The sequence below is a fragment of the Cupriavidus necator genome (assembly GCF_016127575.1).
Taxonomy (GTDB): domain Bacteria; phylum Pseudomonadota; class Gammaproteobacteria; order Burkholderiales; family Burkholderiaceae; genus Cupriavidus; species Cupriavidus necator_D.
In genome coordinates this window covers 921,915-948,909 of the sequence record NZ_CP066019.1, presented here as the reverse complement: position 1 = coordinate 948,909, position 26,995 = coordinate 921,915, and the positions used below count along the sequence as shown (strand labels likewise).

Annotated in this window: 26 protein-coding genes; 12 read left to right on the top strand and 14 right to left on the bottom strand. The window is 66.0% G+C overall.

What is annotated here, in order from left to right; translation table 11 throughout:
* Positions 1-3: 3 nt before the first annotated feature.
* From I6H87_RS23295 to I6H87_RS23285, 3 genes are read right to left on the bottom strand one after another with little or no spacing between them, the layout of a single operon-like run.
* On the bottom strand, positions 4-960 hold the full coding sequence (locus tag I6H87_RS23295; protein ID WP_011616876.1) for an alpha/beta fold hydrolase: 957 nt from the start codon (positions 958-960) through the stop codon (positions 4-6).
* A gap of 30 nt (positions 961-990) precedes the next feature.
* A complete protein-coding gene (locus tag I6H87_RS23290) occupies positions 991-1,212 on the bottom strand; it encodes a DUF2798 domain-containing protein (protein WP_010809618.1) in 222 nt (73 codons plus the stop codon).
* Between the two features lie 54 nt (positions 1,213-1,266).
* Positions 1,267-2,076 carry a TetR/AcrR family transcriptional regulator gene (locus tag I6H87_RS23285; protein ID WP_197540022.1) on the bottom strand — a complete coding sequence of 270 codons (810 nt, stop codon included), beginning with the start codon at positions 2,074-2,076 and terminating at the stop codon, positions 1,267-1,269.
* A 141-nt stretch (positions 2,077-2,217) separates the two neighbouring features.
* Between I6H87_RS23285 and I6H87_RS23280 the strand changes: the two genes are divergently transcribed.
* The 11 genes from I6H87_RS23280 (at position 2,218) to dapA (ending at position 14,785) form a co-directional block, all read left to right on the top strand.
* On the top strand, positions 2,218-3,474 hold the full coding sequence (locus tag I6H87_RS23280) for an MFS transporter (protein ID WP_041688040.1): 1,257 nt from the start codon (positions 2,218-2,220) through the stop codon (positions 3,472-3,474).
* A 134-nt stretch (positions 3,475-3,608) separates the two neighbouring features.
* The gene (locus tag I6H87_RS23275; protein ID WP_010809615.1) at positions 3,609-3,887 is read left to right on the top strand and encodes a hypothetical protein; all 279 of its coding nucleotides are present in this window, start codon (positions 3,609-3,611) and stop codon (positions 3,885-3,887) included.
* The gene (kdpF, locus tag I6H87_RS23270; protein WP_010809614.1) at positions 3,887-3,976 is read left to right on the top strand and encodes a K(+)-transporting ATPase subunit F; all 90 of its coding nucleotides are present in this window, start codon (positions 3,887-3,889) and stop codon (positions 3,974-3,976) included. Before I6H87_RS23275 ends, kdpF begins: the two co-directional genes overlap by 1 nt.
* Positions 3,976-5,796: a potassium-transporting ATPase subunit KdpA gene (gene kdpA / locus I6H87_RS23265; RefSeq protein ID WP_011616873.1), complete on the top strand. Its 1,821-nt coding sequence runs from the start codon at positions 3,976-3,978 to the stop codon at positions 5,794-5,796. Before kdpF ends, kdpA begins: the two co-directional genes overlap by 1 nt.
* Positions 5,797-5,899: 103 nt before the next feature.
* Positions 5,900-8,125, top strand: a complete 2,226-nt coding sequence (gene kdpB, locus I6H87_RS23260) for a potassium-transporting ATPase subunit KdpB (RefSeq protein ID WP_011616872.1) — start codon at positions 5,900-5,902, stop codon at positions 8,123-8,125.
* A 25-nt stretch (positions 8,126-8,150) separates the two neighbouring features.
* Entirely contained in the window at positions 8,151-8,774 is a 624-nt protein-coding gene (kdpC, locus tag I6H87_RS23255) for a potassium-transporting ATPase subunit KdpC (protein WP_011616871.1), read from the top strand.
* 69 nt (positions 8,775-8,843) lie between these two features.
* The gene (locus I6H87_RS23250) at positions 8,844-11,690 is read left to right on the top strand and encodes a sensor histidine kinase (protein WP_011616870.1); all 2,847 of its coding nucleotides are present in this window, start codon (positions 8,844-8,846) and stop codon (positions 11,688-11,690) included.
* A 27-nt stretch (positions 11,691-11,717) separates the two neighbouring features.
* A complete protein-coding gene (gene kdpE, locus I6H87_RS23245; RefSeq protein ID WP_011616869.1) occupies positions 11,718-12,413 on the top strand; it encodes a two-component system response regulator KdpE in 696 nt (231 codons plus the stop codon).
* Between the two features lie 132 nt (positions 12,414-12,545).
* Complete coding sequence (locus I6H87_RS23240) at positions 12,546-13,331, top strand: TorF family putative porin (protein ID WP_011616868.1); 786 nt, start codon at positions 12,546-12,548, stop codon at positions 13,329-13,331.
* A 142-nt stretch (positions 13,332-13,473) separates the two neighbouring features.
* Positions 13,474-13,830, top strand: coding sequence for a hypothetical protein (locus I6H87_RS23235; protein WP_041688036.1), 357 nt, complete (start codon positions 13,474-13,476; stop codon positions 13,828-13,830).
* Complete coding sequence (dapA, locus tag I6H87_RS23230; protein ID WP_011616866.1) at positions 13,817-14,785, top strand: 4-hydroxy-tetrahydrodipicolinate synthase; 969 nt, start codon at positions 13,817-13,819, stop codon at positions 14,783-14,785. The genes I6H87_RS23235 and dapA overlap by 14 nt, the downstream gene beginning before the upstream one ends.
* Positions 14,786-15,103: 318 nt before the next feature.
* Here dapA and I6H87_RS23225 read toward each other — a convergent pair whose 3' ends face one another.
* From I6H87_RS23225 to I6H87_RS23205, 5 genes are all read right to left on the bottom strand, one after another.
* Entirely contained in the window at positions 15,104-15,979 is an 876-nt protein-coding gene (locus I6H87_RS23225; RefSeq protein ID WP_010813419.1) for an ABC transporter permease subunit, read from the bottom strand.
* Positions 15,980-15,989: 10 nt separating this feature from the next.
* The gene (locus I6H87_RS23220; protein WP_010813418.1) at positions 15,990-16,766 is read right to left on the bottom strand and encodes a taurine ABC transporter ATP-binding protein; all 777 of its coding nucleotides are present in this window, start codon (positions 16,764-16,766) and stop codon (positions 15,990-15,992) included.
* Between the two features lie 83 nt (positions 16,767-16,849).
* A complete protein-coding gene (tauA, locus tag I6H87_RS23215; protein ID WP_010813417.1) occupies positions 16,850-17,848 on the bottom strand; it encodes a taurine ABC transporter substrate-binding protein in 999 nt (332 codons plus the stop codon).
* Between the two features lie 270 nt (positions 17,849-18,118).
* Positions 18,119-19,099, bottom strand: a complete 981-nt coding sequence (locus tag I6H87_RS23210; RefSeq protein ID WP_010813416.1) for an ABC transporter substrate-binding protein — start codon at positions 19,097-19,099, stop codon at positions 18,119-18,121.
* 156 nt (positions 19,100-19,255) lie between these two features.
* On the bottom strand, positions 19,256-19,675 hold the full coding sequence (locus I6H87_RS23205) for a DUF1801 domain-containing protein (RefSeq protein WP_010813415.1): 420 nt from the start codon (positions 19,673-19,675) through the stop codon (positions 19,256-19,258).
* A 220-nt stretch (positions 19,676-19,895) separates the two neighbouring features.
* Between I6H87_RS23205 and I6H87_RS23200 the strand changes: the two genes are divergently transcribed.
* On the top strand, positions 19,896-20,366 hold the full coding sequence (locus tag I6H87_RS23200) for a DUF1801 domain-containing protein (RefSeq protein WP_010813414.1): 471 nt from the start codon (positions 19,896-19,898) through the stop codon (positions 20,364-20,366).
* A gap of 10 nt (positions 20,367-20,376) precedes the next feature.
* Here I6H87_RS23200 and I6H87_RS23195 read toward each other — a convergent pair whose 3' ends face one another.
* The 6 genes from I6H87_RS23195 to I6H87_RS23170 all read right to left on the bottom strand — a co-directional run bounded on the left by I6H87_RS23195 (position 20,377) and on the right by I6H87_RS23170 (position 26,706).
* Complete coding sequence (locus tag I6H87_RS23195; RefSeq protein WP_010813413.1) at positions 20,377-21,141, bottom strand: fumarylacetoacetate hydrolase family protein; 765 nt, start codon at positions 21,139-21,141, stop codon at positions 20,377-20,379.
* Entirely contained in the window at positions 21,138-22,568 is a 1,431-nt protein-coding gene (locus I6H87_RS23190) for an amidase (protein ID WP_011616865.1), read from the bottom strand. Before I6H87_RS23190 ends, I6H87_RS23195 begins: the two co-directional genes overlap by 4 nt.
* Positions 22,569-22,592: 24 nt before the next feature.
* Entirely contained in the window at positions 22,593-23,675 is a 1,083-nt protein-coding gene (locus tag I6H87_RS23185; protein WP_011616864.1) for a TRAP transporter substrate-binding protein, read from the bottom strand.
* Between the two features lie 17 nt (positions 23,676-23,692).
* Positions 23,693-25,000, bottom strand: coding sequence for a TRAP transporter large permease (locus I6H87_RS23180; RefSeq protein ID WP_011616863.1), 1,308 nt, complete (start codon positions 24,998-25,000; stop codon positions 23,693-23,695).
* Entirely contained in the window at positions 24,997-25,656 is a 660-nt protein-coding gene (locus I6H87_RS23175; protein WP_231881493.1) for a TRAP transporter small permease subunit, read from the bottom strand. The genes I6H87_RS23180 and I6H87_RS23175 overlap by 4 nt, the downstream gene beginning before the upstream one ends.
* Before the next feature lie 102 nt (positions 25,657-25,758).
* The gene (locus I6H87_RS23170; protein WP_081225766.1) at positions 25,759-26,706 is read right to left on the bottom strand and encodes an IclR family transcriptional regulator; all 948 of its coding nucleotides are present in this window, start codon (positions 26,704-26,706) and stop codon (positions 25,759-25,761) included.
* Positions 26,707-26,995 lie beyond the last annotated feature (289 nt).

Genomic DNA, 26,995 nt, shown 5'->3' with positions numbered 1-26,995 from the left:
GGCTTACCGGAATGAAGCGCGAATCTCTGCCACGGTTTGCTGGGGGTCCTGCAGGTGCGGGTAGTGCCCAACCCCGTGAAGCAGGGTGAACGCTGCATGGGCCTTCTCGGCGAACTCGATGCCCATGTCCTTATTGATGTAGATGTCTTTCTCACCCCAGACTACCTTCACGGGCGTCTTGAGCCGGCCCAGGTTCGCCTCGAAATACTCCTGGTCCCGCGTGAAGTGCAAGTAGTAGTGATAGAAGGCGTCCGCTGACGTCATCTCCCCATGGCTCCATCCGCGTGACATGTCGTCCTTGAGTTCGCCGGATATGTCGAACTGCGCTTCCCTGGCCAAGCCGCGCCTGTAGGCATTCTGGAGAACATCCTCGCGATTCTTGTTCAACTGAACACGAGCCAGCTCGGCCGAAGGTTGCGACTTCAGGCTCTGCAGGCTTTCGTACATGTAACGAGGTCTGTTGAACGGGGCGAAGTCGCCCACGATGATCGTCCTGGCAATGTCCGGCTCCTCGAGAGCCAGGAGAAGGGCAGGCAAGGCTCCGATATCCGTTGCGTAGATCGTGAGCTTTGACGTGCCGATGCCCGCCTTGCGGATGTACTCCTTCAGAACCCGGGCATAGTCTCTGGGCGCATAGGAGAACTTGTCGGCCGTTGGTCGTGATGAGAGGCCGTAGCCAGGCCAATCGATGGCGTGTACTTCGTAGTCATCGCCGAGAGTCAGGGCAATGTCCTTCCAGGCGTACAGGGTCTCCGGGAATCCATGCAGGAAGAGAACGGTCCCTCTCGGACTGGGGTTGTGCACCACCATCGTCCTGAGCGAGATGTCCGAGTCGAGTTTGATGAATCCGATCTCGGCTTTCTGTACCGGCTTGTTGGCGTGGTGGGCGCATCCCGACGCAATCAAAGCGCCGAGGACGAGAACGGAGGCAAGCAGCCGCGGCAGGAATGACCTGGACATGTCAGTGGTCCTCGATGCGGGCCTGCCGGCTCAGTGAATCAGGCGATCGACCTGCGTTTGCAAACGCGGACCGACCAGGAGGATGGCGGGAATGACGATCACATATCCGATGCCCCAGGAACGCAGCCACGTCAGGGCAAATCCTTCCGAGAATCCGAGATTGAGAGTAAGGAGGACAAAGGAAATGATCCCTGTCGTCACGACTCCCATCGACAGGGCGAATGCGACTTTCCGTTTCAGCTGCACGCTCATGGTTGCTTCCTTTGGCAGATAGAATACCAATTGGTATATTTTTGGTCGAAAAAATCACTTCAGATCGACGATGGTTTTTTCTACCGCCGACATCACGGCCTTGCTGTAGCCAGCGTTGCCTGTGAGGCGAGAGATCATGATGGCGCCCTCGATCAATGCAATCAGCGTGACGGCAGTCTGCTCGGCATCGACGTCTTTGCGGAACTCCTGCGAAGCAATCCCTGCCTTGATGACTTTGACAAGATGCGTCTTCCAGCCCCGGAAAGCCTCCATGGCTTTCTCGCGCAGGGCCGGGTGCGTGTCGTCGGCTTCAATCGCTGTGTTGAGCAGCGGGCATCCCCCCACGGGGAATTCCTCAGGCAGGCTTTCATACACGCCTGTCAATGCGAGCAGCTGCTCCTTGCTGGTTTCTCTCGTGGCCATTACGGCCCGGACTGCCGCCTGCGCCTGCTTCCAGTTGTGATCGAAAGCAGCCAGGGCCACTTCCTCCTTGTTGGCAAAGTTGCCGTAGACGCTGCCCTTCGTCAGCCCGGTGGCCTCCGTCATATCGGCCAGGGACGTACCGGCATAGCCTTTGACGTTGAAGATCGGGGCTGTCTTCTCGACGATGAACTGGCGGGTTCGCTGAGCTTTATTCATGGAAGCCAGAATATACCAATTGGTATTTTTGTCAAGTGCATCGATGAATCCGCTCGGAGTGATCCCCCCTGCCCCCGCCATCAGCCTGATGAATGCGTTCAATCGCCTGGCGATCAGCTTCCTCCGCGCGCCGGAAGCTGCGCTCGCGCTCAAGGACTGATTGGAACGCCATACCAAGGCGGCGCGCGGCGCAGATGCGGCCGATGCCACCATCTGCGGGGCCATCTAACATGGCGCCATGCCAGCCTTTGCCGTGTCGCCCAAGCCGGTGCCTTCGAGTCCGGCGCATACTGTGTTCTTGTACGGCGGGATCGCCACGGGCTTTCACTGACGGCATGAGACCACCGGAACACGGATGCCATTGCGATGCGCACACCTGAAGACCCGGCCATGATTGTCAGCAGAGGCTGGCTAGCGCGCCTGGTCCTGCCCGCAGGCATTCATCCCGGCGCCTTGCCGCTTCTCGTTGGCCGCGCGCTGCGCGGCTTCTGTGACGGCTTTATCGCCGTGCTGTTGCCGGCGTACCTGCTGGCTCTGGGCTTCGCGCAGCTGGCAGTGGGGCTGGTCAGCAGCGCAACCCTGATCGGCTCGGCGCTGGCGACGGTCCTGGTGGGCATCATCGGCCACCGCTATCCGCAGCGCAGGCTGCTGATGTCGGCGGCCGCGTTGATGGCCGCCACCGGCATAGGCTTCGCCGGACTGTCCTCCCTCTGGCCGCTATTGCTGGTCGCATTCGTCGGCACGCTCAACCCCAGTTCCGGCGACGTCAGCGTCTTCCTGCCGCTTGAGCATGCCGGTCTTGCCGATTCAGCCTGCGCCGATGCCCGCACTGCCCTGTTCGCCCGCTACAGCCTGACCGGGGCCCTCTGCGCGGCCATTGGTGCGCTGGCGGCGGCGCTGCCGGACTGGCTCGCGGCGCAACTTGGGGTTCCTGTCCTCAGCGCGCTGCGCGCCATGTTCATGGTCTATGCCCTGACCGGTGCCGCACTCTGGTTCCTCTATGCCCGCATGCCGGAGCCGCCACCGCACCTGGCAACGGCGAGAGTCCCGCTGGGACCGTCTCGCCGGATCGTTACCCGCCTTGCCCTGCTCTTCAGCGTCGACGCATTTGCCGGCGGCCTGGTGGTGAATTCCCTGCTGGCGCTATGGTTGATGCAGCGCTTCGGCCTTTCCATTGGTGCCGCCGGGCAGTTCTTCTTCTGGGCCGGGCTGCTTAGCGCCGGCTCCCAGCTCGTGGCCGCACCGCTGGCTCGCAGGTTCGGTTTGCTGAACACGATGGTGTTCACCCATATCCCATCCAGCCTCTGCCTGATCGCGGCCGCGTTCTCCCCCTCCCTGCCGGCGACGCTGGCGCTGCTGCTCGTACGCAGCGCGCTGTCGCAGATGGATGTGCCGACCCGGACCGCCTATGTCATGGCCGTGGTGACGCCGCCCGAGCGGCCGGCGGCGGCAAGCCTGACTGCCGTGCCCAGGAGCCTGGCTGCCGCATTCGGCCCGACCCTGGCGGGCGCGCTGCTGGCGATGGGCTGGGTCGGGACGCCGCTGGTTGCCTGCGGCGTGCTCAAGATCGCCTACGACCTCGCACTCCTTGGTGCATTCCGGCGGGTCAAGCCCCTCGATTAACGCGCCGGGCCGTCGCGTAAAGATCCGAAAGAGAAGCGTCGCGCCGGCGCAGCATCTCCGCCAACAGCGGCAGCCTTACCACCACGCATCACGATCGCCAGCGGCCAAGAAGGTGCACCTTGGCTCCCGCGCGCATGCTGATCGCCCGAATCTTTATACGTTCTTTATACGCACCGGCCATCTTTCTACCCTGTTTTTACGACCCCGTCGCTAATCTGCAAGCCGAAACCATTCAAGGGTGCTTTGTTATGGACGGGATCTATTTGATCGTATTGATTGGCTTCGCCGTGCTGAGCGCAGCCCTGCTGGGGCTTTGCGCCGTGCTTGCGCCGAAATCTCCGGCAGGCAGCGGCCACGGCGGCGCGCATGACCAGATGGCGGCAAAGAACAGCGCGTCGGACAGGAGGCTGTGATGAGCTGGACCGATCTGTTGAGCGGCGTGCTGGCCATTGCCATTTTTGTTTACCTCCTCATTGCGTTGTTCCGGCCGGAGAAATTCTGATGTCCTCCCAATTCGTGGGCCTGCTGGTCCTCTATCTCGCCATCCTGCTGGCGTGCGCCCCTTTTCTCGGACGCTATATCCGGCGTGCGGTGGAGGATGGCAACTATTCGCTGACCGCCTGGGGCCGGCCGCTGGAACGGCTGCTGTATCGCCTGGGCGGCGTGCGTGCCGATGCCGGGATGGGGTGGACGCAGTACGCCGTCGCGGTGCTGGCATTCAACCTGCTTGGCGTGGTGGCAGTCTATGCGCTGCAGCGCCTGCAAGGCATGCTGCCGCTCAATCCGCAGGGCTTTGGCGCGGTTTCGCCGGACTCGGCCTTCAACACGGCGATCAGCTTTGTCGCCAACACCAACTGGCAAGGCTATGGCGGCGAGTCGACCATGGGCTATCTGACGCAGATGCTCGCGCTCACCGTGCAGAACTTCCTGTCCGCGGCGACCGGCATCGCCGTGGTGTTCGCGCTGATGCGCGGATTCGCGCGCCAGAGCGCCGCCACCATCGGCAATTTCTGGGTCGACATGACGCGGGTCACGTTGTACGTGCTGGCGCCGATCGCGACCGTGATTGCACTTGCCCTGGTCAGCCAGGGAGTGACCCAGAACTTCGATGCCTACAAGGAAGCCAGCCTGGTCACGCCGGTGGAGTACAGCCAGCCTAAGCTCGATGCGGCCGGGCAACCGGTGCTCGATGCACAAGGCAAGCCGGTGACGGAAGACCTGAAGACCGACAGGCAGACGCTGGCGATGGGCCCGGTTGCCTCGCAAGAGGCCATCAAGATGCTGGGCACCAACGGTGGCGGCTTCTTCAATGCCAACTCGGCGCATCCGTTCGAGAACCCGAATGGCCTGGCCAACCTTCTCGAGATGCTGGCGATCTTCCTGATCCCGGCGGCGCTGTGCTTCACCTTTGGCGAAATGGTGGGAGACAGGCGACAGGGTGTGGCGGTGCTGGCTTCCATGACGGTCATCTTTGTCGCGATGGCCTGCGTGGCGGCGATGTCCGAGCAGATGGCGACCCCGGCGCTGGCCGGATTGCCGGTGGATCACGCCGCGTCGCTGCTGCAGGCCGGCGGCAATATGGAAGGCAAGGAAACGCGCTTCGGCATCGCCGCTTCGGCACTGTTCGCCACCATCACGACCGCGGCGTCGTGCGGCGCGGTCAATGCCATGCATGACTCCTTCACCGCCATCGGTGGCCTGGTGCCGATGCTGCTGATGCAGCTGGGCGAGGTCGTGTTCGGCGGCGTCGGCTCGGGGCTGTACGGCATGCTGGTCTACGCCGTGCTCGCGGTGTTCATCGCCGGACTGATGATCGGGCGCACGCCGGAGTACCTCGGCAAGAAGATCGAAGTCTACGAGATGAAGATGACGGCCGTGGCGATCCTGGTCACGCCCCTGCTGGTGCTGCTCGGCACGTCGGTGGCGGTGATGACCGAGGCCGGACGCGCCGGTGTGTTCAATCCCGGCACGCACGGCTTCTCCGAGATCCTGTACGCGCTCTCGTCGGCGGCCAACAACAATGGCAGCGCCTTTGCGGGCTTGTCCGCCAACACCCCGTTCTACAACACGCTGCTGGCGGCGGCCATGTGGTTCGGCCGGTTCTGGATCATCATCCCGGTGCTTGCGCTGGCGGGCTCGCTGGCAGCCAAGAAGCGCGTGCCCGTGAGCGGCGGCACGATGCCGACGCACGGCCCGCTGTTCGTCGTCCTGCTGGTGGGCACCGTGCTGCTGGTCGGTGCGCTGACCTATGTCCCGGCGCTGGCGCTGGGGCCAGTCGCCGAGCAACTCCAGGGCGCGGTGACGGCAACCGCGGCGAAGTAAAGCGACGACTGACGACGAAATATCGAGCATTCCTACACGTCCGGACCCTGCCCTGCCTCACCGATGCAGGTGCCGGATGGCTCTAGCGGATTGCGGAGAAACCATGCAACAAGATTCGATGGCCCCGGTGGCCAAGCGCGGCGCCAACACGGCTGAAGCGTCTTCCTCCAACACGATTCAGGCAAAGAGCGCGCCGGTGTCCGACCGCCAACACGGCTCCCACCATCATCGCCCGCCGGCGCGCAGCATGTTCGCGCCGGAGCTGGTGAAGCCCGCGCTGGTCGCGGCCTTCGGGAAGTTGTCGCCGCGCGACCAGCTGCGCAACCCGGTGATGTTCGTGGCCTACGTGGGCAGCATCCTGACGACGATCCTTTTCCTGAAGGCCATGGCCGCGCCGGCGGCAGCCCCCGGTGGGGAATCCGCGGGCTTCATCCTGGCGGTGTCGGTGTGGCTGTGGTTCACGGTGCTGTTCGCTAACTTTGCCGAGGCACTTGCCGAAGGCCGAAGCAAGCAGCAGGCGGAAGCGCTGCGCGGCCTGAAGACCACCGTCACCGCACGTGTGCTGAAGGACGGCAAGCGTGGCAGTGCCACCGAAGCGCGCCCCGCCACGGCGCTGCGCCGTGGCGACGTGGTGCTGGTACAGGCCGGCGAGATGATCCCCGGCGACGGCGAAGTGATCGACGGCGTGGCCTCGGTCGACGAAAGCGCCATCACCGGCGAATCGGCGCCGGTGATCCGCGAGTCGGGCGGCGACTTCTCGTCGGTGACCGGCGGTACACGCGTGCTGTCCGACTGGATCGTGGCGCGCATCACGACCAACCCGGGCGAGAGCTTCATCGACCGCATGATCACGATGGTTGAAGGCGCCAAGCGGCAGAAGACGCCGAACGAACTGGCCCTGACGATCCTGCTGGTCGGGCTGACCATTGTGCTGCTGCTGGCCACGGCCACGCTGCAGCCGTTCTCGCTCTACAGCGTGCTGGTGGCAAAGGCAGGCGTTCCGGTGACGATCACGGTGCTGGTGGCCCTGCTGGTCTGCCTGATTCCCACCACCATCGGCGGGCTGCTGTCAGCCATTGGCGTGGCGGGCATGAGCCGGATGATGGAAGCCAACGTGATTGCCACCTCGGGCCGTGCGGTCGAAGCCGCTGGTGACGTGGACGTGCTGCTGCTCGACAAGACCGGCACCATTACCCATGGCAACCGCCAGGCATCGCGCTTCATCCCGGCCCCGGGCGTGTCGCCGCTGCAGCTCGCGGAAGCGGCGTGGCTGTCGTCGCTGGCCGACGAGACCCCGGAAGGCCGCAGCATCATCACGCTGGCACGCCAGCTGCCGGGGCTGGCGGCGCCGGTGATGGCGAGCCTGAAGCCGGAGTTCGTGCCGTTCAGCGCCCAGACCCGCATGAGCGGGGTTGACCTGAGCGATGGCGGCGGCGAGCGTCACGTGCGCAAGGGTGCGGCCGATGCCGTGCGCCGCTACGTCACGGAACGTGCCGGCAAGTTCCCCGATGCTGTCCTGCAAGCCGTCGATGAGGTTGCCCGCGCCGGCAGCACGCCGCTGGTGGTAGCCGACGCCAACGGCGGTTCGGTACGCGTGCTTGGCGTGATCGAGCTGAAAGACATCGTCAAGACCGGCATTCGCGAGCGCTTCGGCGAACTGCGCAAGATGGGCATCAAGACCGTGATGATCACCGGCGACAACCGGCTGACGGCGGCTTCGATTGCGGCGGAAGCCGGCGTTGACGACTTCCTGGCCGAAGCCACGCCGGAAGCCAAGCTCAAGCTGATCCGCCAGTACCAGGCCGACGGGCGGCTGGTCGCGATGACCGGCGACGGCACCAACGACGCGCCGGCACTGGCCCAGGCCGACGTAGCCGTAGCGATGAACAGCGGCACGCAGGCGGCCAAGGAAGCCGGCAACATGGTGGACCTCGACAGCAACCCGACCAAGCTGATCGAGATCGTCGAGATCGGCAAGCAGATGCTGATGACGCGCGGCTCGCTGACGACCTTCAGCGTGGCCAACGACATCGCCAAGTACTTCGCGATCATCCCGGCGGCGTTTGCCACCACCTATCCGCAGCTCAACCTGCTCAATGTGATGGGGCTCGCCACGCCGGCGTCGGCCATCATGTCGGCGGTGATCTTCAACGCGCTCATCATCGTCGTGCTGATCCCGCTTGCGCTCAAGGGCGTGGTCTACCGGCCGCTGGGCGCCGCGGTGCTGCTGCGCCGCAACCTGCTGGTCTACGGCCTGGGCGGCATCCTGGTGCCGTTTGCCGGCATCAAGCTGATCGACATGATCCTGGCCCTGTTTGGCTGGGTCTGATTTTCTGCCACGATTCGGAGCGCTCATGAATACGCAAGTGCAGTCCCCGCAGCCGTCGCCGGCACCCGTGCAAGGTGGCTTGCTGCGGCCAATGTTGGTGGTGTTCGTTGGTCTTTCGCTGGTGACCGGCCTGCTCTATCCCGGCGCGATCACGGCAATCTCCAAGGCCGTGTTCCCGCATCAGGCAGCCGGCTCGCTGATCGAGAAGGATGGCAGGACAGTTGGCTCGGAACTGATCGGCCAGCCGTTCTCCGACCCGAAGTACTTCTGGGGCCGGCTGTCGGCCACGGCGCCGATGCCGTATAACGCCGCGGCTTCGGCGGGATCCAACCTGGGCCCCACCAATCCGGCGCTGACCGATGCCGCGCGCGCGCGCGTCGTCGCCCTGCACGCCGCGGATCCGGACAACCAGGCCCCCGTTCCGGTGGACCTGGTCACTGCCTCCGGCAGCGGGCTCGACCCGCACATCAGCCCTGCGGCCGCTGAGTACCAGGCGGCGCGCATCGCCCGCGCCAGGGGGATTCCGATCGAACAGGTGAAGCAATTGATTGCGGCAAATACCGAAACGCCGCTACTGTCGGTCCTGGGCGGTCCGGGAGTCAATGTCCTGAAGCTGAACCTTGGCTTGGATGCCATTGCACGGAAATAGCCCAGTGCCGGGACGCGGATGCGAAGCAGAACCGGTTTGCCAATGCCAGCATAGAGGGTGAGCCGACCGATGCCTGATGCCGAATTGCGCGAAGCCGGCTCGCGCCCCGACCCCGATGCCCTGCTCCAGATGGTGCAGGAAGAAGGCGCTCGCGCTTCGCGCGGCAAGCTCAGGGTCTACTTTGGCGCTTCCGCCGGGGTCGGCAAGACCTTCGCCATGCTCACCGCGGCGCGGACGGCGTCTGCACGGGGCACCGATGCTGTCATTGGCATCGTGGAGACCCACGGCCGCGCCGAGACCGAAGCGCTGATCGCCGGTATCGAGCGCTTGCCAATGAAGGACGTGCCGTACCGCGAGCGGGTTCTGCAGGAGTTCGACCTGGACGCGGCGCTGGTCCGGCGACCGGCCCTGGTCCTGGTTGACGAACTGGCCCATTCCAACGCACCGGGCAGTCGCCATCCGAAGCGGTGGCAGGATATCCAGGAATTGCAGGCTGCCGGGATCGACGTCTGGACCACGGTCAATGTGCAGCATCTGGACAGCCTGAACGAGGCGGTGGGCGGCATCACCGGCATCCGCGTCTGGGAGACCGTGCCGGACGTTGTGTTCGACAGCGCCGACGAAGTCGTGCTGGTGGACCTGCCGGCCGACGAGCTGCTGCGCCGGCTGAAGGAAGGCAAGGTCTATCTGCCGGAGCAGGCGCGACACGCGGCGCGCAACTTTTTCCGGAAAGGCAATCTGATCGCCCTGCGCGAGCTGGCGCTGCGCCGGACCGCCGACCGGGTGGACTCCGATGTCCGAGCATGGCGTCAGTCCGAAGCCGTTCAAGGCGTGTGGCGGACCCGGGAGGCGGTGCTGGCTTGCATCGGTAGTGGTGACGATGCCGAGCAGGTCGTCCGGAGTGCGCGCCGGCTTGCCGGCCAGCTCGATTGCGACTGGCATGTGGTGACCATCGCCACCCCCAGGCTGGCACCCCCGTCCGATTTCGCAAAGACTCGCCTGCAGACGGCCATGCGTCTCGCAGAGGAGTTGGGCGCACGCACCGAGACCCTGGCGGGCAACGACATGGTCCAGGCAATCGTGGGGTACGTGCGCCGCCACAACCTGACCAAGGTGGTCATCGGCCGGGCGCCGGCAGACTGGCGCCGGGGCGGCGCCTCCGTTGCGGAGCGGGCCCGCTCCCTTCTCGGCCTGGCCTTGACGCCATTTGTGAACGCGCCGGCCTGGCTGTTCGGCCGCCGCAGTTTTGCCGATGCGCTGGCGCTCGGGTGTCCGGAGATCGATATCATCCGCGTGGCGGCAGACACGACGCGGGTGGATCTTCGCCCGCGCCATGGCACTGAAGCGCCAGACGCCCCAGCGCCAGGCGACGGGGCCACGCGCAAAGATTATTTGTGGGCGGCGGCATGGTGCGCCGGTGCCACGGCACTGTCGGCCCTCGCATTTCCATGGTTCGACGTCGTCAACATTGCCATGCTGTTTCTGGCGGCAGTGGTCGGCGTCGCGCTTCGTCATGGCCGCGGACCGGCGGCGCTGGCTTCGGTATTGGCCGTGGCCGCCTTCGACTTCTTCTTCGTACCGCCGCGGCTGTCGTTCGCCGTCAGCGACGTACAGTATCTGCTGACGTTCCTCGTGCTGCTATCCGTGGGGCTGGTCATCGGGCAACTGACGGCCGGTTTGCGCGAACAAGCGCAGGTGGCGGTGCAGCGCGAGAACGATGCCCGCACGCTGTACGAACTGGCCCGTGAACTCTCCGCGGCGCTGGTGCCGAACCAGATTGTCTCGATCGCCAGCCGTTTCCTGCGTGCTGCCTTCGATGCCAATTCAGCCTTCTTCCTGGTTTCCGCGGAAGGCCGCTTGCTGCCGCCCGTGTCCGATGTCGAGCAGCATGACACCGGGGCGCGAACCGACTCGATCGACCGTGTACTGGCAGAGTGGGTATTCGATCACGGCCAGCCCGCAGGCACCGGCACGCATACCTTGCCCGGCAGCACCGTGCTGTATCTGCCATTGAAGGCGCCGATGCAGACCCGTGGCGTGCTGGCGGTCGAGCCTGCGGTATCACGCGCCTTTGCGCAACCTGCGCTACGGCGCCAGGTCGATGTGTTCTGCACGCTGATCGCGATCGCCATCGAGCGCTTGCATTACGTCGAAGTGGCGCAGCTGGCCTTGCTGTCGATGGAGTCTGAGCGCCTGCGCAGCTCATTGCTGGCCGCTGTCTCCCATGACCTGCGCACCCCGCTGACCAGCCTGATCGGCATGGCGGAAACCATGCAGCGCAGCGATCCCGGGCTGGCGCCGTCACTGGCCGAGACCGTGGCCGCCATGCTGGAACAGGCCAGGCGCATGCGGACCATGGTGGTGAATCTGCTGGACATGGCGAAGCTGCAGGGCCGGGAAGTCCGGATGAGCAAGGAGTGGCAATCGGTGGAGGAGCTCGTTGGCGCCAGCCTGGCTGCCATGCGCGAGGCGCTCGAGCACCACCGCGTGGTTGTCGTCGACTTGTCCCGGGTACCCCTGGTCGAATGCGACGCCGTGCTGATCGAGCGCGTGCTGTGCAACCTGCTGGAGAATGCCGCCAAATACACGCCTGCCGGCACAGAGATCCGGCTCTCGGCCGCGCCGGTCGACGACGAGATCAGGATTGCGGTAGAGGATGATGGCCCCGGCGTGCCCAAGGGCAAGGAACGGCAGATCTTCGAGAAATTCACGCGCGGTGAGCGCGAATCCGCGACCGCGGGTGTCGGCCTGGGTCTCGCCGTATGCGAGGCAATCGTGCAAGCCCATGGCGGGCGCATCTGGGTGGAACCCGCGCAACGCCCGGACCGGCCCGGCGGCCAGGCGGGCGCGCGCTTCTTGGTAGCGTTGCCGCGTGGAAATCCGCCGGCGGTGGAGCCGGAGCAGACTGATGCCTAGGGTCTCACGCAAGAAGAGAGGAAGTTGATGCCATTTGATTTTTCCCCGACAGTCCTGCTGGTTGAGGATGAGCCGCATATCCGGCGCTTTGTCCGCTCGACCCTGGAGTCCGAAGGTTGCACGGTGCACGAGGCGGAATCGCTCAAGCGCGGACTGATCGAGGCAGGCACCCGGCAACCTGACCTCGTCATTCTCGACCTGGGTTTGCCGGACGGAGACGGGGTGCGATTGATCAGCGAGATCCGTACGTGGACTGACGTACCGGTGCTGGTCCTGTCGGCACGTAGCGGAGAAGCCGACAAGATCGGTGCGCTGGATGCCGGCGCGGATGACTACCTGACCAAGCCCTTTGGCGTCGGTGAACTGGTCGCGCGCCTGCGCGTGCTGCTGCGCCGGCATGCCAGGGCCAACGCTCGCGGTTCCCACCAGATCCTGTTCGGCGACGTGCAGGTTGACCTGGCCAGCCGCGTCGTCACCCGTTCGGGACAGGCCGTGCACCTGACGCCGATCGAGTATCGGCTGCTTGCGGTTCTGATCGCCCACCGCGGCAAGGTGATGACGCACCGGGAGATGCTGCGGGAGGTGTGGGGACCCTCCCAGGCCGAAAGCAGCCAGTACCTGCGCGTCTATATGGGACATCTGCGGCACAAGCTCGAAGCGGACCCGGCGCGGCCCGCCCACTTGCTGACGGAAATCGGGCTGGGCTACCGGTTTGCCGGGTAGCGCCGAAATCCAGGCGCATTGATTGGATTTGTACGCGGGCACCGCGGCTTTTGATACCGTTTTTACGCGTCAGGCCATATCGTGGCGAGGCTCCCTGCAACGGGGATTTTTTCAACTCTCGCCACAACAACAATGACTGACCTGCGCCAAACCGCGGCCACGCTGCTCGCATGTTCCGCATCTTCCATCTTCCTCGCTGCCATGCCGGCCATGGCGCAATCCCAGCCAGACGCCGCGCCGTCCCCGCATACGTTCACGGCCAACGTGTCGCTGGTCTCGGACTACCGCTATCGCGGCATCAGCCAGACCAACCTGCGCCCGGCCATCCAGGGTGGCTTTGACTACGCCCACGAAAGCGGCTTCTATCTGGGCAACTGGAACTCCGGCATCAGCTGGCTCGAGGATGCCAACCCGGCGGTCTCGGCCGCGGTCGAGATGGATTTCTACGGCGGCTTCAAGAACACCTTCAAGGTCGCCGGCACCGAGTTCAACTATGACCTGGGCGTGCTCGAGTACTACTACCCGGGCGGCTACAACAACCCGCGCCCGTACACCACCGAGCTGTACGCCGGCATCGGCTGGGGCCCGGTCATGCTCAAGTACTCGCACTCGGTCACCAACCTGTTTGGCTGGGCCGACAGCAAGAACAGCTACTACGTCGACCTGAGCGCCAATGTCCCGCTGAATTTCTGGGACCTGACACTGAACGCGCACGTCGGCTACCAGGGCGTCAAGCACAACAGCGACGCCTCGTACACCGACTGGAAGATCGGCCTGACCAAGGACCTGGGCAAGGGCTTCGCGCTGGCGATTGCCTATGTCGATACCAACGCCAAGGAAGTGGCCTACACCAGTGCCAACCGGGGCCGCTACCTCGGCAAGGCTGCGGCCTGGGCGTCGCTGACGAAGACGTTCTGAGCGCGAGCGCCTTGCCAGCGTCGCTGATTTTGATGCGGATTTAACGCCAAGGCCCAACATCCTTGCATCAAATTTAGACGGCGCTGGCTAGCATAAAGCCATGTCCAACACGCGACCCGCTACCGCGCCGGTCCATCCAATCATGCGACAGTCAAGCCTGGCCGTTGATACCGTTCCCCGACGTACCGCCCTGCGCAGCAGCAAGGCCACCATGCCCGTGCTGCGCGCGGTCTCCCAGCCCGCACCGGCCTGGATCCGCATGCATCTTGCGGTGGCATCCACCGAGGTGTTCGGCCTGCGGCAGACCATGCACCGGGTGCTCGGTGAACTGGCCCGCGTCTATGTGGTGAACGTGGACTACCGGCACGGCGAAACCACGCTGCACGTGGAGATCGCACGCGCGGACCGCGACGCGGCCATGCACGCCATCATGACGGCCTTTCCGGCGGCGGAGTTCGGCGTCACGACAGCCCTGGGAGACAACCATGTGGCGCACTGAGGAAGAGAGCTTTTCCGGCGCCGCCGTGCATGCCTGCACCGGTATCGCAGCGGCTTCCCGCCAGACGCCATGGGGCATCTGGGTGCCCATGGTCACGCCGATGCGTGCCGGCTCGCTGGACCTGCCGGGCGCCGCCAGGCTGGCTGAGAGTTACCTCGAGGCAGGCGTGAACGGCCTGATCATCTTGGGCACGACCGGAGAGGGAAGCCTGCTTTCCACCCACGAGCGGCAAGTCTTCACGGCGGCAGTGCTCGAGGCCGTCCACGGCGAGCTGCCGGTGATGGCTGGCGTCGGCGCGATCGATACCCGCGCGGTGTGCGCGCAAGTTGCCGAACTGGACGGCTTTGATCTTGCCGGCTACCTGGTGCCGCCGCCCTGCTACCTGCGGCCCTCCGATGCGGGTATCGTGTGGCATTTCAATGAAGTGGCGCGCGCAACCGAACGCCCCCTGATGCTGTACAACGTGCCGAAGCGAACTGGCTGTGCGATGTCGCCTGCGCTGATCCGATCTCTGCTCGCGCAGCCGCAGATCTCGGCGGTCAAGGAGTGCGGCGCCGGCAATCTCGGGGTCCTTGTCAACGATCCGCATGTCACCGTGCTGTGCGGCGAGGATGCGGCCCTGCTGGATCACCTGCTTGCGGGAGGCGCCGGCGTGATCGCCGCGTCCTCGCATATTCGTCCGGACTTGTTCGTGCGCCTGCTGCATCTGGCACAGACAGGACGCTTCCGCGCGGCCCGCGCCTTGTTCGCGAAGCTCGCGCCGTTGATCTCGCTCATGTTCGCGGAGCCGAATCCGGCACCGGTGAAAGCTGCCCTGGCGCTCTCCGGCGTGATCTCCCCGGAAACCCGCCTGCCGTTGCAGCCGGCAAGTCCCGCGCTGGTCCAGAGGCTGGAAGAGGCCATGGCGCTGCTTCCTCCGCATACTGTTGCACGGGATGAGCATCTGGCGGCCTGAAGGCTGGCCATCCTTGCGATGGCGACGATGAAACCTCCTGTCCCACTCTTCGTCACCTGCACGGCGTGCGGGAACATCCACTCCGAAATCCTGCAGGATATGGTCTCGGGAAAGCTGCCTGAGCCGCTGGCTTGTCCCGCTTGCCACTGTGAGCTGAGCATCGACTGGGACTGGATTCACTGACTAGGCCGAGCAGCCGGAGCTCATCTTCACGGAGCGAAAAGGCGCCCGACGGGCGTAACGCCTGAAAACGGCAAGGACTGGCCATCAGCCCGTCCTTGCCCGACACGCCGGTCGCGGGCTGACTACGCCCTCACCTCACATCCGTCCCTTCCAGGGCACCAGGACCTTCGCCAGCTTGCGCATCAGCAGGTCGAACACGTAGGCGATCAGCCCGATCAGCACGATGCCCATGATCACCACGTCGGTACGCAGGAAGTTGGAGGCATTGAGCACCATCTGGCCAAGGCCGGCGGTGGCGGCCACCATTTCAGCGGCAACCAGGGTGGTCCAGCCGAAGCCGATGGCGATGCGCATCCCGGTCAGGATATCGGGCAGCGCGGCGGGGATCACCACATGGCGGACCACCTGCCACGGCGTGGCGCCCATCGAGTACGCCGCGTTGATCTGCTCGATGGTGACCGAGCGCACGCCGGCCTGGGCCGACATGGCCAGCGGCGCGAAGCAGGCCAGGAAGATCAGCAGCACCTTCGAGGTCTCGTCGATGCCGAACCAGATCACGATCAGCGGCAGGTAGGCCAGCGGCGGCAAGGGGCGGTAGAACTCGATCGGCGGATCGAACACGCCGCGTGCGATGCGCGACACCCCCATCATCACGCCGACCGGCACCGCCGTGACCACCGCCAGCCCGAAGGCGCCGAACACGCGCATCATGCTGGCCGCGAAATGCTCGGTCAGCGGCTGGCCGCCTTGCAGGTTGCCCTGCCAGGCATCGATAAAGGCGGTGACGATGGACTCAGGCGTGGGCAGGAACAGCGGCGGCAGCCAGCGCAGGTGGCTGGCGAGCCACCACAGTGCGAGCAGCAGCACCACGGTGATGGTGGAGATGCGTGAGCTTGACCCCTCGCCGGGCAGGCGGTAGCCCGAGACGGTCTTCATTTGCTGGCTGGCCCCGGCCGCGGCGGCTTTGGTGACGCGCGGCGTGGGTTCGATGCGTTGGACGGAAGCGGGCATCTCGTGTTCCTCAAGCGGTGGCATGGATCAGATCAATGATCTCTTCGCGATAGCGGATGAACTCCGGGTCGGCCTTGACTGCACGGGCGTCCCCGCATTCGATGAAGCGCCGCGCGAACGGCAGTTCATAGGTGTGCGCGATGCGGCCAGGCGACGGCGTCATGACAATCAGCCGCGTGGCCAGGAACAGCGCCTCTTCCACGCTGTGCGTGATAAAGAAGACGATCTTCTGTTCCTTGGCCCAGAGCTTGAGAATCAGCGCCTGGATCGATTCGCGCGTCAGCGCGTCGAGCGCGCCCAGCGGCTCGTCCATCAGCATCACCGCCGGATCACAGGCGAGCGCGCGGGCAATCCCGACGCGCTGCTGCATGCCGCCCGAGAGCTGATAGACCGGCTTGCCGGCGACATCTTCCAGCCCGACCGCGGCCAGCTTCTCATGCGCGACCCGCATCCGTTCGGCACGCGACACCCCACGCAGGCGCAACCCCAGCGCGACGTTGTCCGCCACGCTGAGCCACGGCATCAGGGCGTGCTTCTGGAACACCACGCCGCGTTCGGCACCCGGCCCGCGCACCACCTTGCCGGACAGCCGGATCTCGCCTTCCGAGGGTTCCATGAAGCCTGCGATGCACGACAGCAAGGTGGTCTTGCCGCAGCCCGAGGCACCGAGCGCCACGACGAAATCGCCGCGCTCCATGGTGAGGTTGACTTGCGACAGGGCCAGCGTTTTGGCGCCGCCCGCGACGCCGTAGTTGACACTGAGATTATCGATTTCAAGCTTGTACATGATGGGCTTCCGCAACAGGACTTTCGGGGCCGCGCGGGACTGGCTTGAGCGCGGCGGCCATCTTCAGCGCGATGGGCGCGGCGTCAGCGCAACGCCCGCTTTGCCCATTCCGCATTGACGCCCGGGCCATAGTCCGGCAGGACGGTCTGGATGGTGCCCTGCTCCTTGAGGAACTGCGCCGCGGACTGCAGCGCGCGCGCCGCGCCGCCGCCCAGCCAGCGCTCCGACACCTGCTCCTGCAGCGTGGGGAAGGCGTACAGCGCCATGCTCGCGGGTACCGTCTCGGGCTTGGCGCCAGACACCTTGGCCACCGCCTTCACCATGGGCGAATCGGGGGTCCAGGACGCCTTGTTCTTGCGGTAGTTTTCATCGGCGGCGGCCAGCACGCGCACCAGCTTGACCATGAACTCCGGGTTCTCACGGGCAAACTTCTTGTTGGCGATCATGCCGTCGAAGGTGGCCTTGCCGGTGTCGGCGGCGATCTGGCCGGAGGTCATCAGCACGGTGCCGGACTGCTTGAGCTTGGCCAGCACCGGGTCCCAGATAAAGGTGGCGTCGATGTCACCACGCTCCCAGGCGGCGGCTACTTCGGGCGGGCGCATGTTGACGATGCGGACGTCCTTCGGATTGATCCTGGCGCGCTCCAGCGCGACCAGCGTGTGGTAGTGCGTGGTCGACACGAAGGGCACGCCGACGCGCTTGCCCTTCAGGTCGGCGACGCTGGCGATCTTGCTGCCATTGCGCGCGACCATCGCCTCGGCCGCGTTGATATCGTCCAGGATCCAGAACAGTTCGACATCCAGCCCTTGCGACAGCGCCGACGCAATCGGCGAGGTGCCGGCCTCGCCAATGGCGATCTGGCCCGAAGCCATGGCGCGGATCACGTCCCCGCCGCCGCCGAACTGCCGGAACGAGACCGTGTAGCCGGTCTGCTTTTCCAGCTCCTTCATGTCCTGCGCGTAGCGCCAGGGCACCACCATGTCCTGGTAAGCAATTACTACATTCTTGCTCTGGGCGTGTGCGGCTGGCGCCAGCGCGGCCACCAGGGCGAAATACGTCGCTATCTGCTTGATCCACCGCATGGTTTTGCTCCTCGGAACGGGAAATATGTTTGGGGGTCACGGCTTTATAGGTGAGGGCCATTCCGGGCCTATAGGACCAGTTGCCCGGATTCGCTGGGACCAGAACGGTCCGCGCCGGCGCAGGCCGCGCCAGGCCGTGAAATGGGCTGGCGCGGGTCGGCGTCAATCATGGAAATCCTTAGCGGCCTCCGGCGAGGCCATGGTCGTGCCGGAGGCGCTTGCCGAGGCCGTCGATGGACTCAGTGCACGGCCTGGCGCCGCCCGCGGCAGTCAGGCGGTAAGGGAGAACCCGGAGTCGAAGGTCTGCCGCACATCGAGCCGCTGCTTGAGCAACCCAGCTTTCTGGTAGAAATCCGCCGTGCGCTGCTGCTCGGCGATCAGTTCGGCATCGATCTGCCGCCATTGCGTGTGCCGCCGCTCGAACTGCAGCCGTGCCGCCTGCGGCGGGATCCCGATGATGCGGGCGAGGGCCGCCGAGAACTCCGGCACGTGCTGGTAGGACCATTGCTGCGCACGCACCACCCGGCGCAGGAAGTCTTGCAGCACCGCGCGCTTGGCCGCCAGCGCGGCATCGGTGGCTGCCAGGTAGCTGAGGCCGGACCACAGCCCGCGTCCGCTGACCAGCACGCGCGCGTGGCCGCTGGTTTCCGCCATCGCGGTATAGGGTTCCCACGTCGCCCACGCGTCCACCGAGCCGCTGCTCAATGCGAGCTTGGCATCCGCCGGCGGCAGGAAGCGGAGGTTGGCGTCCTCCGGCTTCAGCCCCGCGGATTCCAGCGCCTTGAGCGTCACCAGGTGGCCGATCGAGCCACGGTTGGTGCCAATGCTCTTGCCTTTCAGGTCGGCCGCCTGCCGCAGCGGCGAGTCGGGCCGCACCAGGATTGCCGTGCCGTAGGGATCAGAGCGGTTGGCGCCGATCAGCTTGATCCGCGTGCCGGCAGCCAGCGCGAAGATCGCCGGGGCATCGCCGATCGGGCCGCTGTCGACCGCGCCCGCGTTCAGCGCCTCGGCAAGCGGTGCCGCGGCAGGGAACTCGGTCCATTGAATGTCGTAGTTCAGGCCGTCGAGCGCGTTGGCGGATTCGAGCAGCGCGCGCAGGCCGCCCTTCTGGTCGCCGGCTTTCAGGACCGGGCGCCCCTGCGCTTGTGCATTGCCGGTGGCGAACGTGGTGAAGGAAAGGATGGGGCCGGAGGCGAGCGCGGCCGTGGCGGCGGCGCCCTGGCGCAGGAACTGTCGTCGGGAAGCGGTCATGGCATTCGCGGGGAGATTGAAACCCACGAACCTACGCGCGCAGCACGCGAAAACCAACGAAGAAAACCGGCATTCCATATGCGTGGAGCATGCCGGACGGGACGTTCTTTGCGATGCTCAGGCGCGCGCCCGCACGCCAGGATGCTTCGTGTCCCTTTACTCTTTGCTCTCTTGTGCTTTCGCCCGGGTAGCCGCGGACGGTGCCTTCCTCTTCGACTTGCCCTGATTGAACGCAATCGCGGCACGGATGAGATTCTTCATGGCACGCGCATCAATCTTGTCGCCCTCGAAGAGATCGATCGCACGCCACTTGTTGCCGCCGAGGCCGGCGTTGAAGAGCTTGTCGGGATCCGGCAGGCTCGCCCCGTTGGTGAAGGTGATCTTCACCTTCTCCTTGTGCGCGTTGGCGACCGCGATCATGCCGTCGCGTGACCACACCGGGCTCCCCATCCATTTCCATTCCTCGATGATCTCGCCGTCGGCCTCGAGGATGGTCTTGCGGAGCTTCGCCAGCGTCTTGCCACGCCAGTCAGTGAGTCCTGCGATCAGCTCGTCGATACGTTCCGATGGATTCATGGATGCCTATTCCTCGAATTTTTCCCGCGCATGAGGCAGCTCGCGTCCGGCCATGACAGAGAGCGTTCCGGTCGATCCCTCGTTCGTTGCCCGATCCGCTTCAGCAGGTTAGCATAGCCCGATTGTCGTGCTTCAAGCACTGTCGTCAGCGGCTATGTCTGCCCTGGGCGACTTGGCCTGTCTGTCAGGTGGTCAGCGTGTATTCGATGGAGTGAAGGCAATGGCGAACCAACCATCCAGGAAGCCGGCGCACGCCGCAACGAAGACTCCGGCCAGGCGGGCCGCTGCCAGCCCGCCCCTGCTCGCAGGCGGCAACCCCCAGATCGCGAAGGCCGACGGAGATGCCCCCGTGCAGGCCTATATCGCCGCCATGCCGGGCTGGAAACAAGACGCCGGGCGCCGTCTCGACGCGCTCATCGAGCGCAACGTTCCCAACGTCCGCAAGGCAGTGAAGTGGAACTCGCCGTTCTATGGCATCGAGGGCCAGGGCTGGTTCCTCAGCTTCCATTGCATGACGAAGTACATCAAGGTGGCCTTCTTCCGTGGCATGTCGCTGCGCCCTGTTCCCCCTGTCGAATCCAAGGACAAGAACACACGCTACTTCCACATCCACGAAGACGCCGAGCTTGACGAGGCGCTGGTGGCAAGCTGGGTCCGGCAGGCATCGGAGCTGCCTGGCTGGGTTCCGTAAGCCCCCGCCCTCAGAACCACGCCGCAAGCGTCCCCAGCCCTTCGATCCCGGCGCTGACGCGGGTTCCGGCAGAGGCAAAGAGCAGCCCGGTGCAGGTGCCGGTGGTCACCACTTGCCCGGCTTTCAGCCCCGCCCCGCGCGCGGCGCAGTGGTTGGCCAGCCAGACCAGCAGCGCGCCGACATCAGGGCTCTGGTGCCCGCCGACGGTATGCGCCACGGTGCGCCGGCCGAAGCGCAGCGTGGCCTCCAGCGCGCCCAGGTGCAGCCACTCGCGCGCGAACGGCGTGGGGCGCCCCGTCACCAGTGCGCCATGGCTGAGCAGGTCGGCCAGCTGCGCATCGCTGCCGGCCCCGAGCCAGTCCTCCAGGCGGCTTTCCACGACTTCAATGGCAGGCACCACCAGCGCAAGCGCGGCCTCGATATCCCGGCGCTCATAAGGCCGGCCGCGCGGCGGCAGGCTGGCGCCGAGCACAAAGGCAACCTCCACCTCGATGCCGCGCAGGCGCCAGGCCGGCCCCCGCAGGCCCACGCCATCCGGCAGCAGGCCGGCCGCCGGCAGCGGCGCACAGGCGGGTTCCTGGCCCGGCCCCCTCGCACCAACCTTCCAGCCGCCAATCGGGCCGATCATGGCAAGCGTGGCATCCTGCACGGCGTAGCTGCCGCCATGCGCAAGCGGGTGCAACAGTGCCGGATCGACGCGCTCGCCGCGCGTACGCGCGACGCAGAGCATCTGCGCGAGCGCCGCCGGCGTACCTGGCGCAACCAGGGTCTTCATCGGCCCTGCCCGTCGAGCGGGAATCCCGGCGCCCTCGGGAAGGCCTGCTCGAACTGGCGCGCGATTGCCAGCAGCAACGCATCCTCGGCCGGCGCCGCCACCAGCTGGAGGCCAACCGGCAAGCCCTCTGCCTCGCCGCATGGCAACGAGATCGCGGGCAGGCCGGCAGCATTGGCGAATGCGGTGAACACCGCATGGCCACGCGGCCCGGCCTCGCGGCCTTCGATCACAGGCGGGTGCGACTGTGCGGCCGGCCATGGCAATGCCGCTGCGGCGGGCGTCAGCAGCAGGTCGTAGCGTGCGAACAGCAAGGAAAGCTCGCTGCGCAGACGCTCCACGGCCATCAGCAGATCAAACAGCTGCACGGCACGCAGGCCTGCGCCAGCCGATGCATTGGCCTGCGTGGCAGCACCGAACGTGCCCGCATCGAGCGGCGGGCAGAACGGCAGTTGCGCGCCGCCCTGCTCCACCAGCCAGGCCAGGCCGGCCTGCGACAACAGCGACCATTTGGCATTGGTCGCTTCAGCCAGATCGAACGCCTGCGCGGTATCCACCGTGTGGCCAAGTTCACGCAGCGCTTGCGCTGCCTGCCCGGTCAAGGCAGCGATGCGCGCATCCACCGGATGATCGCCGAACCGGGGCACGTGCAAGACCCGGCATGGCCGCGGCGGCATCTGCAGCGGCACGCCGGCAAAGCGCCGGGAATCGGGATCGCGCGGGTCGGGCTGGCCCAGCGCCTCGGCCATGGCCATCGCATCGGCCACGCAGCGGGCCAGCGGGCCGACCACTTCATAGCGCATGAAGATCTCTGGCAGCCCATCGCCGCGCGGCAGCCGGCCGGGCGACGGCTTGAAGCCCACCAGCCCGGTATGCGAGGCCGGGCGCCGGATCGAGCCGCCGCCGTCGGTGCCCAGCGCCAGCGGGCAGCAGCCCGATGCCACCGCCGCCACCGCGCCGCCGGAAGACCCGCCCGGCGTCAGGGCCGGCTGCCAGGGATTGCCGGTTGTGCCGAAGACGAGGTTGTCGGTATAGCCCTGCATGGCGAACTCCGGCACATTGGTCTTGCCGAAGATCAGCGCCCCGGCCGCGCGCAGGCGCGCCACCGGTAGTTCGTCGCGGTCCGGGACAAAGCCCGCCAGCGCGCGGCTGCCCCAATGCGTGGGCAGGCCGCGCACGTGCAGGTTGTCCTTGACGGTGACCGGCACGCCATCGAGCGCACCCAGCGGCTCGCCACGGCGCCAGCGCGCGGTGCTCTCCTGTGCCGCCGCCATGGCGCCTTCAGTATCGAATGCGATCACGGCGTTCAGCGCCGGATTGCAGTGCGCCGTGCGCGCCAGGCAGGACGCCAGCGCCTGTTGCGGCGTGAAGCGGCCGGTGGCGTAGCCGTCGGTGAGCGCATGTGCCGGCAGTTTCCAAAGCTCATCCATCGTCGTCTCCGCCGTCCTCAGTGTTCACTTGACCCCGACCAGCGGCCCGATGGTCTGCTTCCAGATGGCCGAGCATTGCGGGTAAGACTTGTCGCAGACCTCGGTCCAGGTCGGCAGCGAGACCGTGGTCAGCGCGTCGCGCACCAGCTGCAGGTCGGCCGGACGCACGGGCACCTCCTTCATGGCGAACTTCTTGCCGGTCTTGCACGGCTCTTTGCCGACGTTGCAGCGCGAGGCATCCTCGAACAACTCGCGCGAGTAGGACCAGGTATCGCGCTCGAAACGCTGGAAGGCCTCGGCCAGGCGCGTTTGCTGGTCGGGCGGCAGCGCGTTCCAGCGGCTGAGCTTGATGGCGTACGCATTCAGCGCGATCTGGAAGCCAACTGGCATGAAGTATGAGGTGACCTCGGGCCATCCCGCCGTGTTCGCCGAGCTCGGGCCGGTGATCGCGCAATCGGTGACGCCGCGCTCGAGCGCCTGCTGGGTCTCGCCGAAGGGGATCGTCACCGGAATGCCGCCGAGCTTCTCGATGAATTTGGCCAGGGACTGGTCATAGACGCGCACCTTCTTGCCCTTCAGGTCGGCCAGTCCGCCAATCGGCGACTTGCAGAACACCACCTGCGGCCCGAACGGCCAGATCCCGAGCAGCTTGGCGCCGTAGCGTTCCTGCAGGCGCTTGTCGAAGGCATTGCGGTAGGCATCCACGGCCTTGCTGGCCGAGCCGTAGTCGGTGCTCAGGCCAACGATGTCCGGCCCGAGGAAGAATGGCTCGTCGCGCGAGACCTGGGCCAGGCGCAGGCTGACGATGTCGAACAGCCCGGAGCGAAGCACGCGCAGGCCGTCTGAATCCTTGATGCCGAGCACATCCATCGGCTTGTAGTCGGCATCGATCGGCAGGCCGGTGTTCCTGGCGAAGTTCTCGAAAAAGGGCTGCTCCTTGTTCTGCTGGATCAGGCCGGTCGCGACGAGGTTGCCGGCTACACGCAGCTTCGTTTGCTGGGCTGGTTGAGCAGGCTGTGCCTGGGCAGTGCCCGGCAGCAGCACGGCGGCAACGCAGGCGACATGGGCGGCCGCGATCAGCGCGCCGGCGATTCGTTTGGCGTTCATGGGAGCTTCCTTGGAGGTCAATGCCCGAACATCAGGTTGGGCAGATAGGTGGCAATCGCCGGGAAATGGATCAGCACGGCGGTCATCACCACCATGGCGGCAAAGAACGGCAGCGTGCCCTGGAAGACTTCATTGATCGATCCTTCGCCGCGCACGCCCTGGATCACGTAGAGCGTCATGCCGATCGGCGGGCTGATCAGCGAGATCTCGCACATCAGCACCATGAACACGCCGAAGAACACGGGATCGATGCCGGCCGCCTGCACGATCGGGAAGACCACCGGGACCGTGCCGACCAGCATCGGCATGGTCTCCAGCGCGATGCCCAGCACCAGGTAGAGGGCTGCCAGCAGCCACAGCAACACTGCCGGCGACACGTCCACCTGCTTCATCAGGCCGGCCAGCGCCTGCGGCACCCCCAGCATGGAGAGCACGAAGTTCAGGTAGAGCGCGGCCACCAGGATCAGCGCGGTCATCGCGGTCAGGCGCAGCGTGGAGCGGAAGCAGTCGTGCAGCATGGCGACGCTGAGCTTGCCGTAGGCGGCCGCCACCGGCAGGCACACCAGCACGCCGAGCGCGGCGCTCTCGGTGACCGTGGCCCAGCCGGTGTAGATGCTGCCCATCACCACCGTGAACACCAGCAGCGGGCCCGCCAGGTGGCGCGAGTTGCTCAGCCTGGCGAGCAGCGGCACACGGGCCTCGCGCGGGCCGCCCGCCGCGGGCTTCCACAGGCAGATCAGCAGGATCGTGGCCAGGAACAGCACGGTCATGATGGCCCCGGGGAGCACGCCCGCCACATACAGCCGCGCCGCCGAAGTATTGGTCATCGAGCCGTAGATGATGAAGGCCACGCCGGGCGGGATCAGGTTGCCCAGGCTGGCGCCGGCCGCGATCGAGCCCAGCACCATGCGCTGGTCATAGCCGCGATTGCGGAAGGAAGGCAGCGCGACCGTGGAAATCGTCGCCGCGGTGGCCACCGATGACCCTGACACCGCCGAGAACAAGGCCGAGGCACCGATATTGGTATGGAGCAGGCCGCCCGGCAGGCGGTTCAGCCAGTCGCCGAGCGACTGGTACATCTTGTCCGTCGCGCCGCCGCGCATCAGGATCTCGCCCAGCAGGATATAGAGCGGGATCGACAGCAGCAGGTAGTCCTCGCCGGCTGCCCACAACTGTTCGCCCAATGCGTCGATCGCTGGCATGCCGAAATAGGCCAGCGCCCCGGCCACGCCCACCACCAGCATGCTGGTGGCCACATGGAAGCCAAGGAACATCAGCCCCAGCATCAGGCACAGCCCGAGCAGGATTTCAATGGGACCGATCATGCTGCCGCTCCTTCGCTCTTGCCTTCAGCGCTGCCCTGGCCTGCGCCATTGCCCTCAGCGGGCGCGGCGGCGACGCGGATGTCCGCCTCCGCCTCGATCTCCTCGGCCAGGGTCTGCGGCCCGAACTGGCTGTTCAGGCGGGCCCAGTCGCGCCGCACCAGCAGCTGCAGGGCGTGCCAGGCAGCGCAGGCCGCCACCAGTGCGAACAGGGCATAGCCGGCCAGCCACAGGGTCTGGGGCATCCACAGGGGCGTGGCAAGCGGCGTGGACGCGGTGCTGTGCAGGTCGATGGTGTCCACCAGCACATGGCCGGCGCGCCAGAGACAGAGTCCGGCCACCGCAGCCAGGCTCAGCATCGCCAGCAGGTTGAGCACGGCCCGCACCTTGACCGGAAAGCGCGTCAGCAGGAAGTCCACCCGGGTATGGCCGCGCCCGACCAGGGTGTAGGCAAAGCCGCACGCGCCAAGGATGGCGTAGGTATAGCCGCCGATTTCATCGATACCCTGCAAGCTGAAGCCACCCAGCTTGCGCCCGAGCATTTCGACGCAGGTCGCCACCGACAGCACGATCAGCCACCATCCGCACAGGATGGCTATACGGTCAATGCCGGCGGCAAGCCGTCGGCTCCAGGGGGTATCGGCAAGCAGGGTCTTCATGGTGCGGGGGCCGGTCGTGACATTGCTTCCATTGAAGCGCATGGCCAGACCCGCGCGGCGGCTTTCCCGCACGCCGGAACTTCTTGAATAAACCCTTAAGAATCAACAGCTTTCCGGCGCGCCCGCGTGGAAAGGCAAGGACGCTGCGGGCACTGGCATCGGGCAGGGCACGCGGGTGCAGCGCCCGCCGTAGGCTGCGCTGATCTCTGTGGCAGCCCAACGCACCCAGGCGCCAAGCTCATCGAAACGGGCACGCACGATGCGCTGGCTGGAACCGGCCAGCGAGACCGCGGCGAAGGGCCGGCCGTGCTCGTCACAAATCGCGGCGGCAATGCAGCACAGGCCGACCGCATTCTGCTCGTCGTCCACCGCATAGCCGCGCCGGCGCACTTCGGCCAGGGTCTCATGCAGGCGCGAGGGGCGCGCAATGGTGTTGTTGGTCAGGCGCGGCAAGCCAAAGGTGCGCAGGTATTGCAGCACGTCGGGTTCGCTCTTGGCTGCCAGCACCGCCTGGCCCATGGCCGTGCCATGCAGCGGCGCACGCTGGCCCGGCCTGGCCAGCGCGCGGCTGCCGTGGGGGCCCTCTGCCTGGCAGGCGAAAACAATCTGCCCGTCGCTGGCCACGCCCAGGTTGACGGTCTCCCCGGACAGCGCGCTCAACCGTTGCATCACCGGCAGGGCAAGTTCGCTGATGCGGCGCCGGCGGGCGAAAGCGGCACCCACCGAGAAGCAACGCACGCCCACGTACCACAGGCTGCGCTCGCGATCGAACTGGACAAACTGGCGCTGCTCCAGAGTGGTCAGCAGGCGATGGACGGTCGACGTAGACAGGCCGCTGCGTGCCGCCAGATCCACCAGCCGGTAGCCCTCGTCGTCATCGGACAACAGCTCGATCAACTGGAGCGCGCGCGTCAGGGACTGCACCGTGCTGTCGCCGTCCCGGCATTCCCGCCCTTCCCGTGACGGAGGGTCGGCGCTGGCGGCAGGCGCCACCGCCCGTGTTGCGGCTTCCTTCCTGGCCTCCCTTGTCCTGGTCGTGGTGCCTGCCATGTGAGTCCCCTTGCTTGCGTTGCCGCACGCGGACGCAAGTTCCGGGCCACTGCCCGGTCACGGGCCTGGCCCACGCCGGACATGGGCATGCGGTCAGCCCGCACCGCCGCCGTGCCACATGCACTCGCTCCGCCCCGCCCTTCGCCCGACTTTAGTGCACAAAATTGTGTACAACCATGATGGAAGCCATTAAGAATATCTCGCCCAACGGCCGAAACACGAAGAGGGAAATCCCTTGTTTTCTTGTGCTGGCTCTTGTGGGCGGCCCGTTTTAACCTGTATACAATAT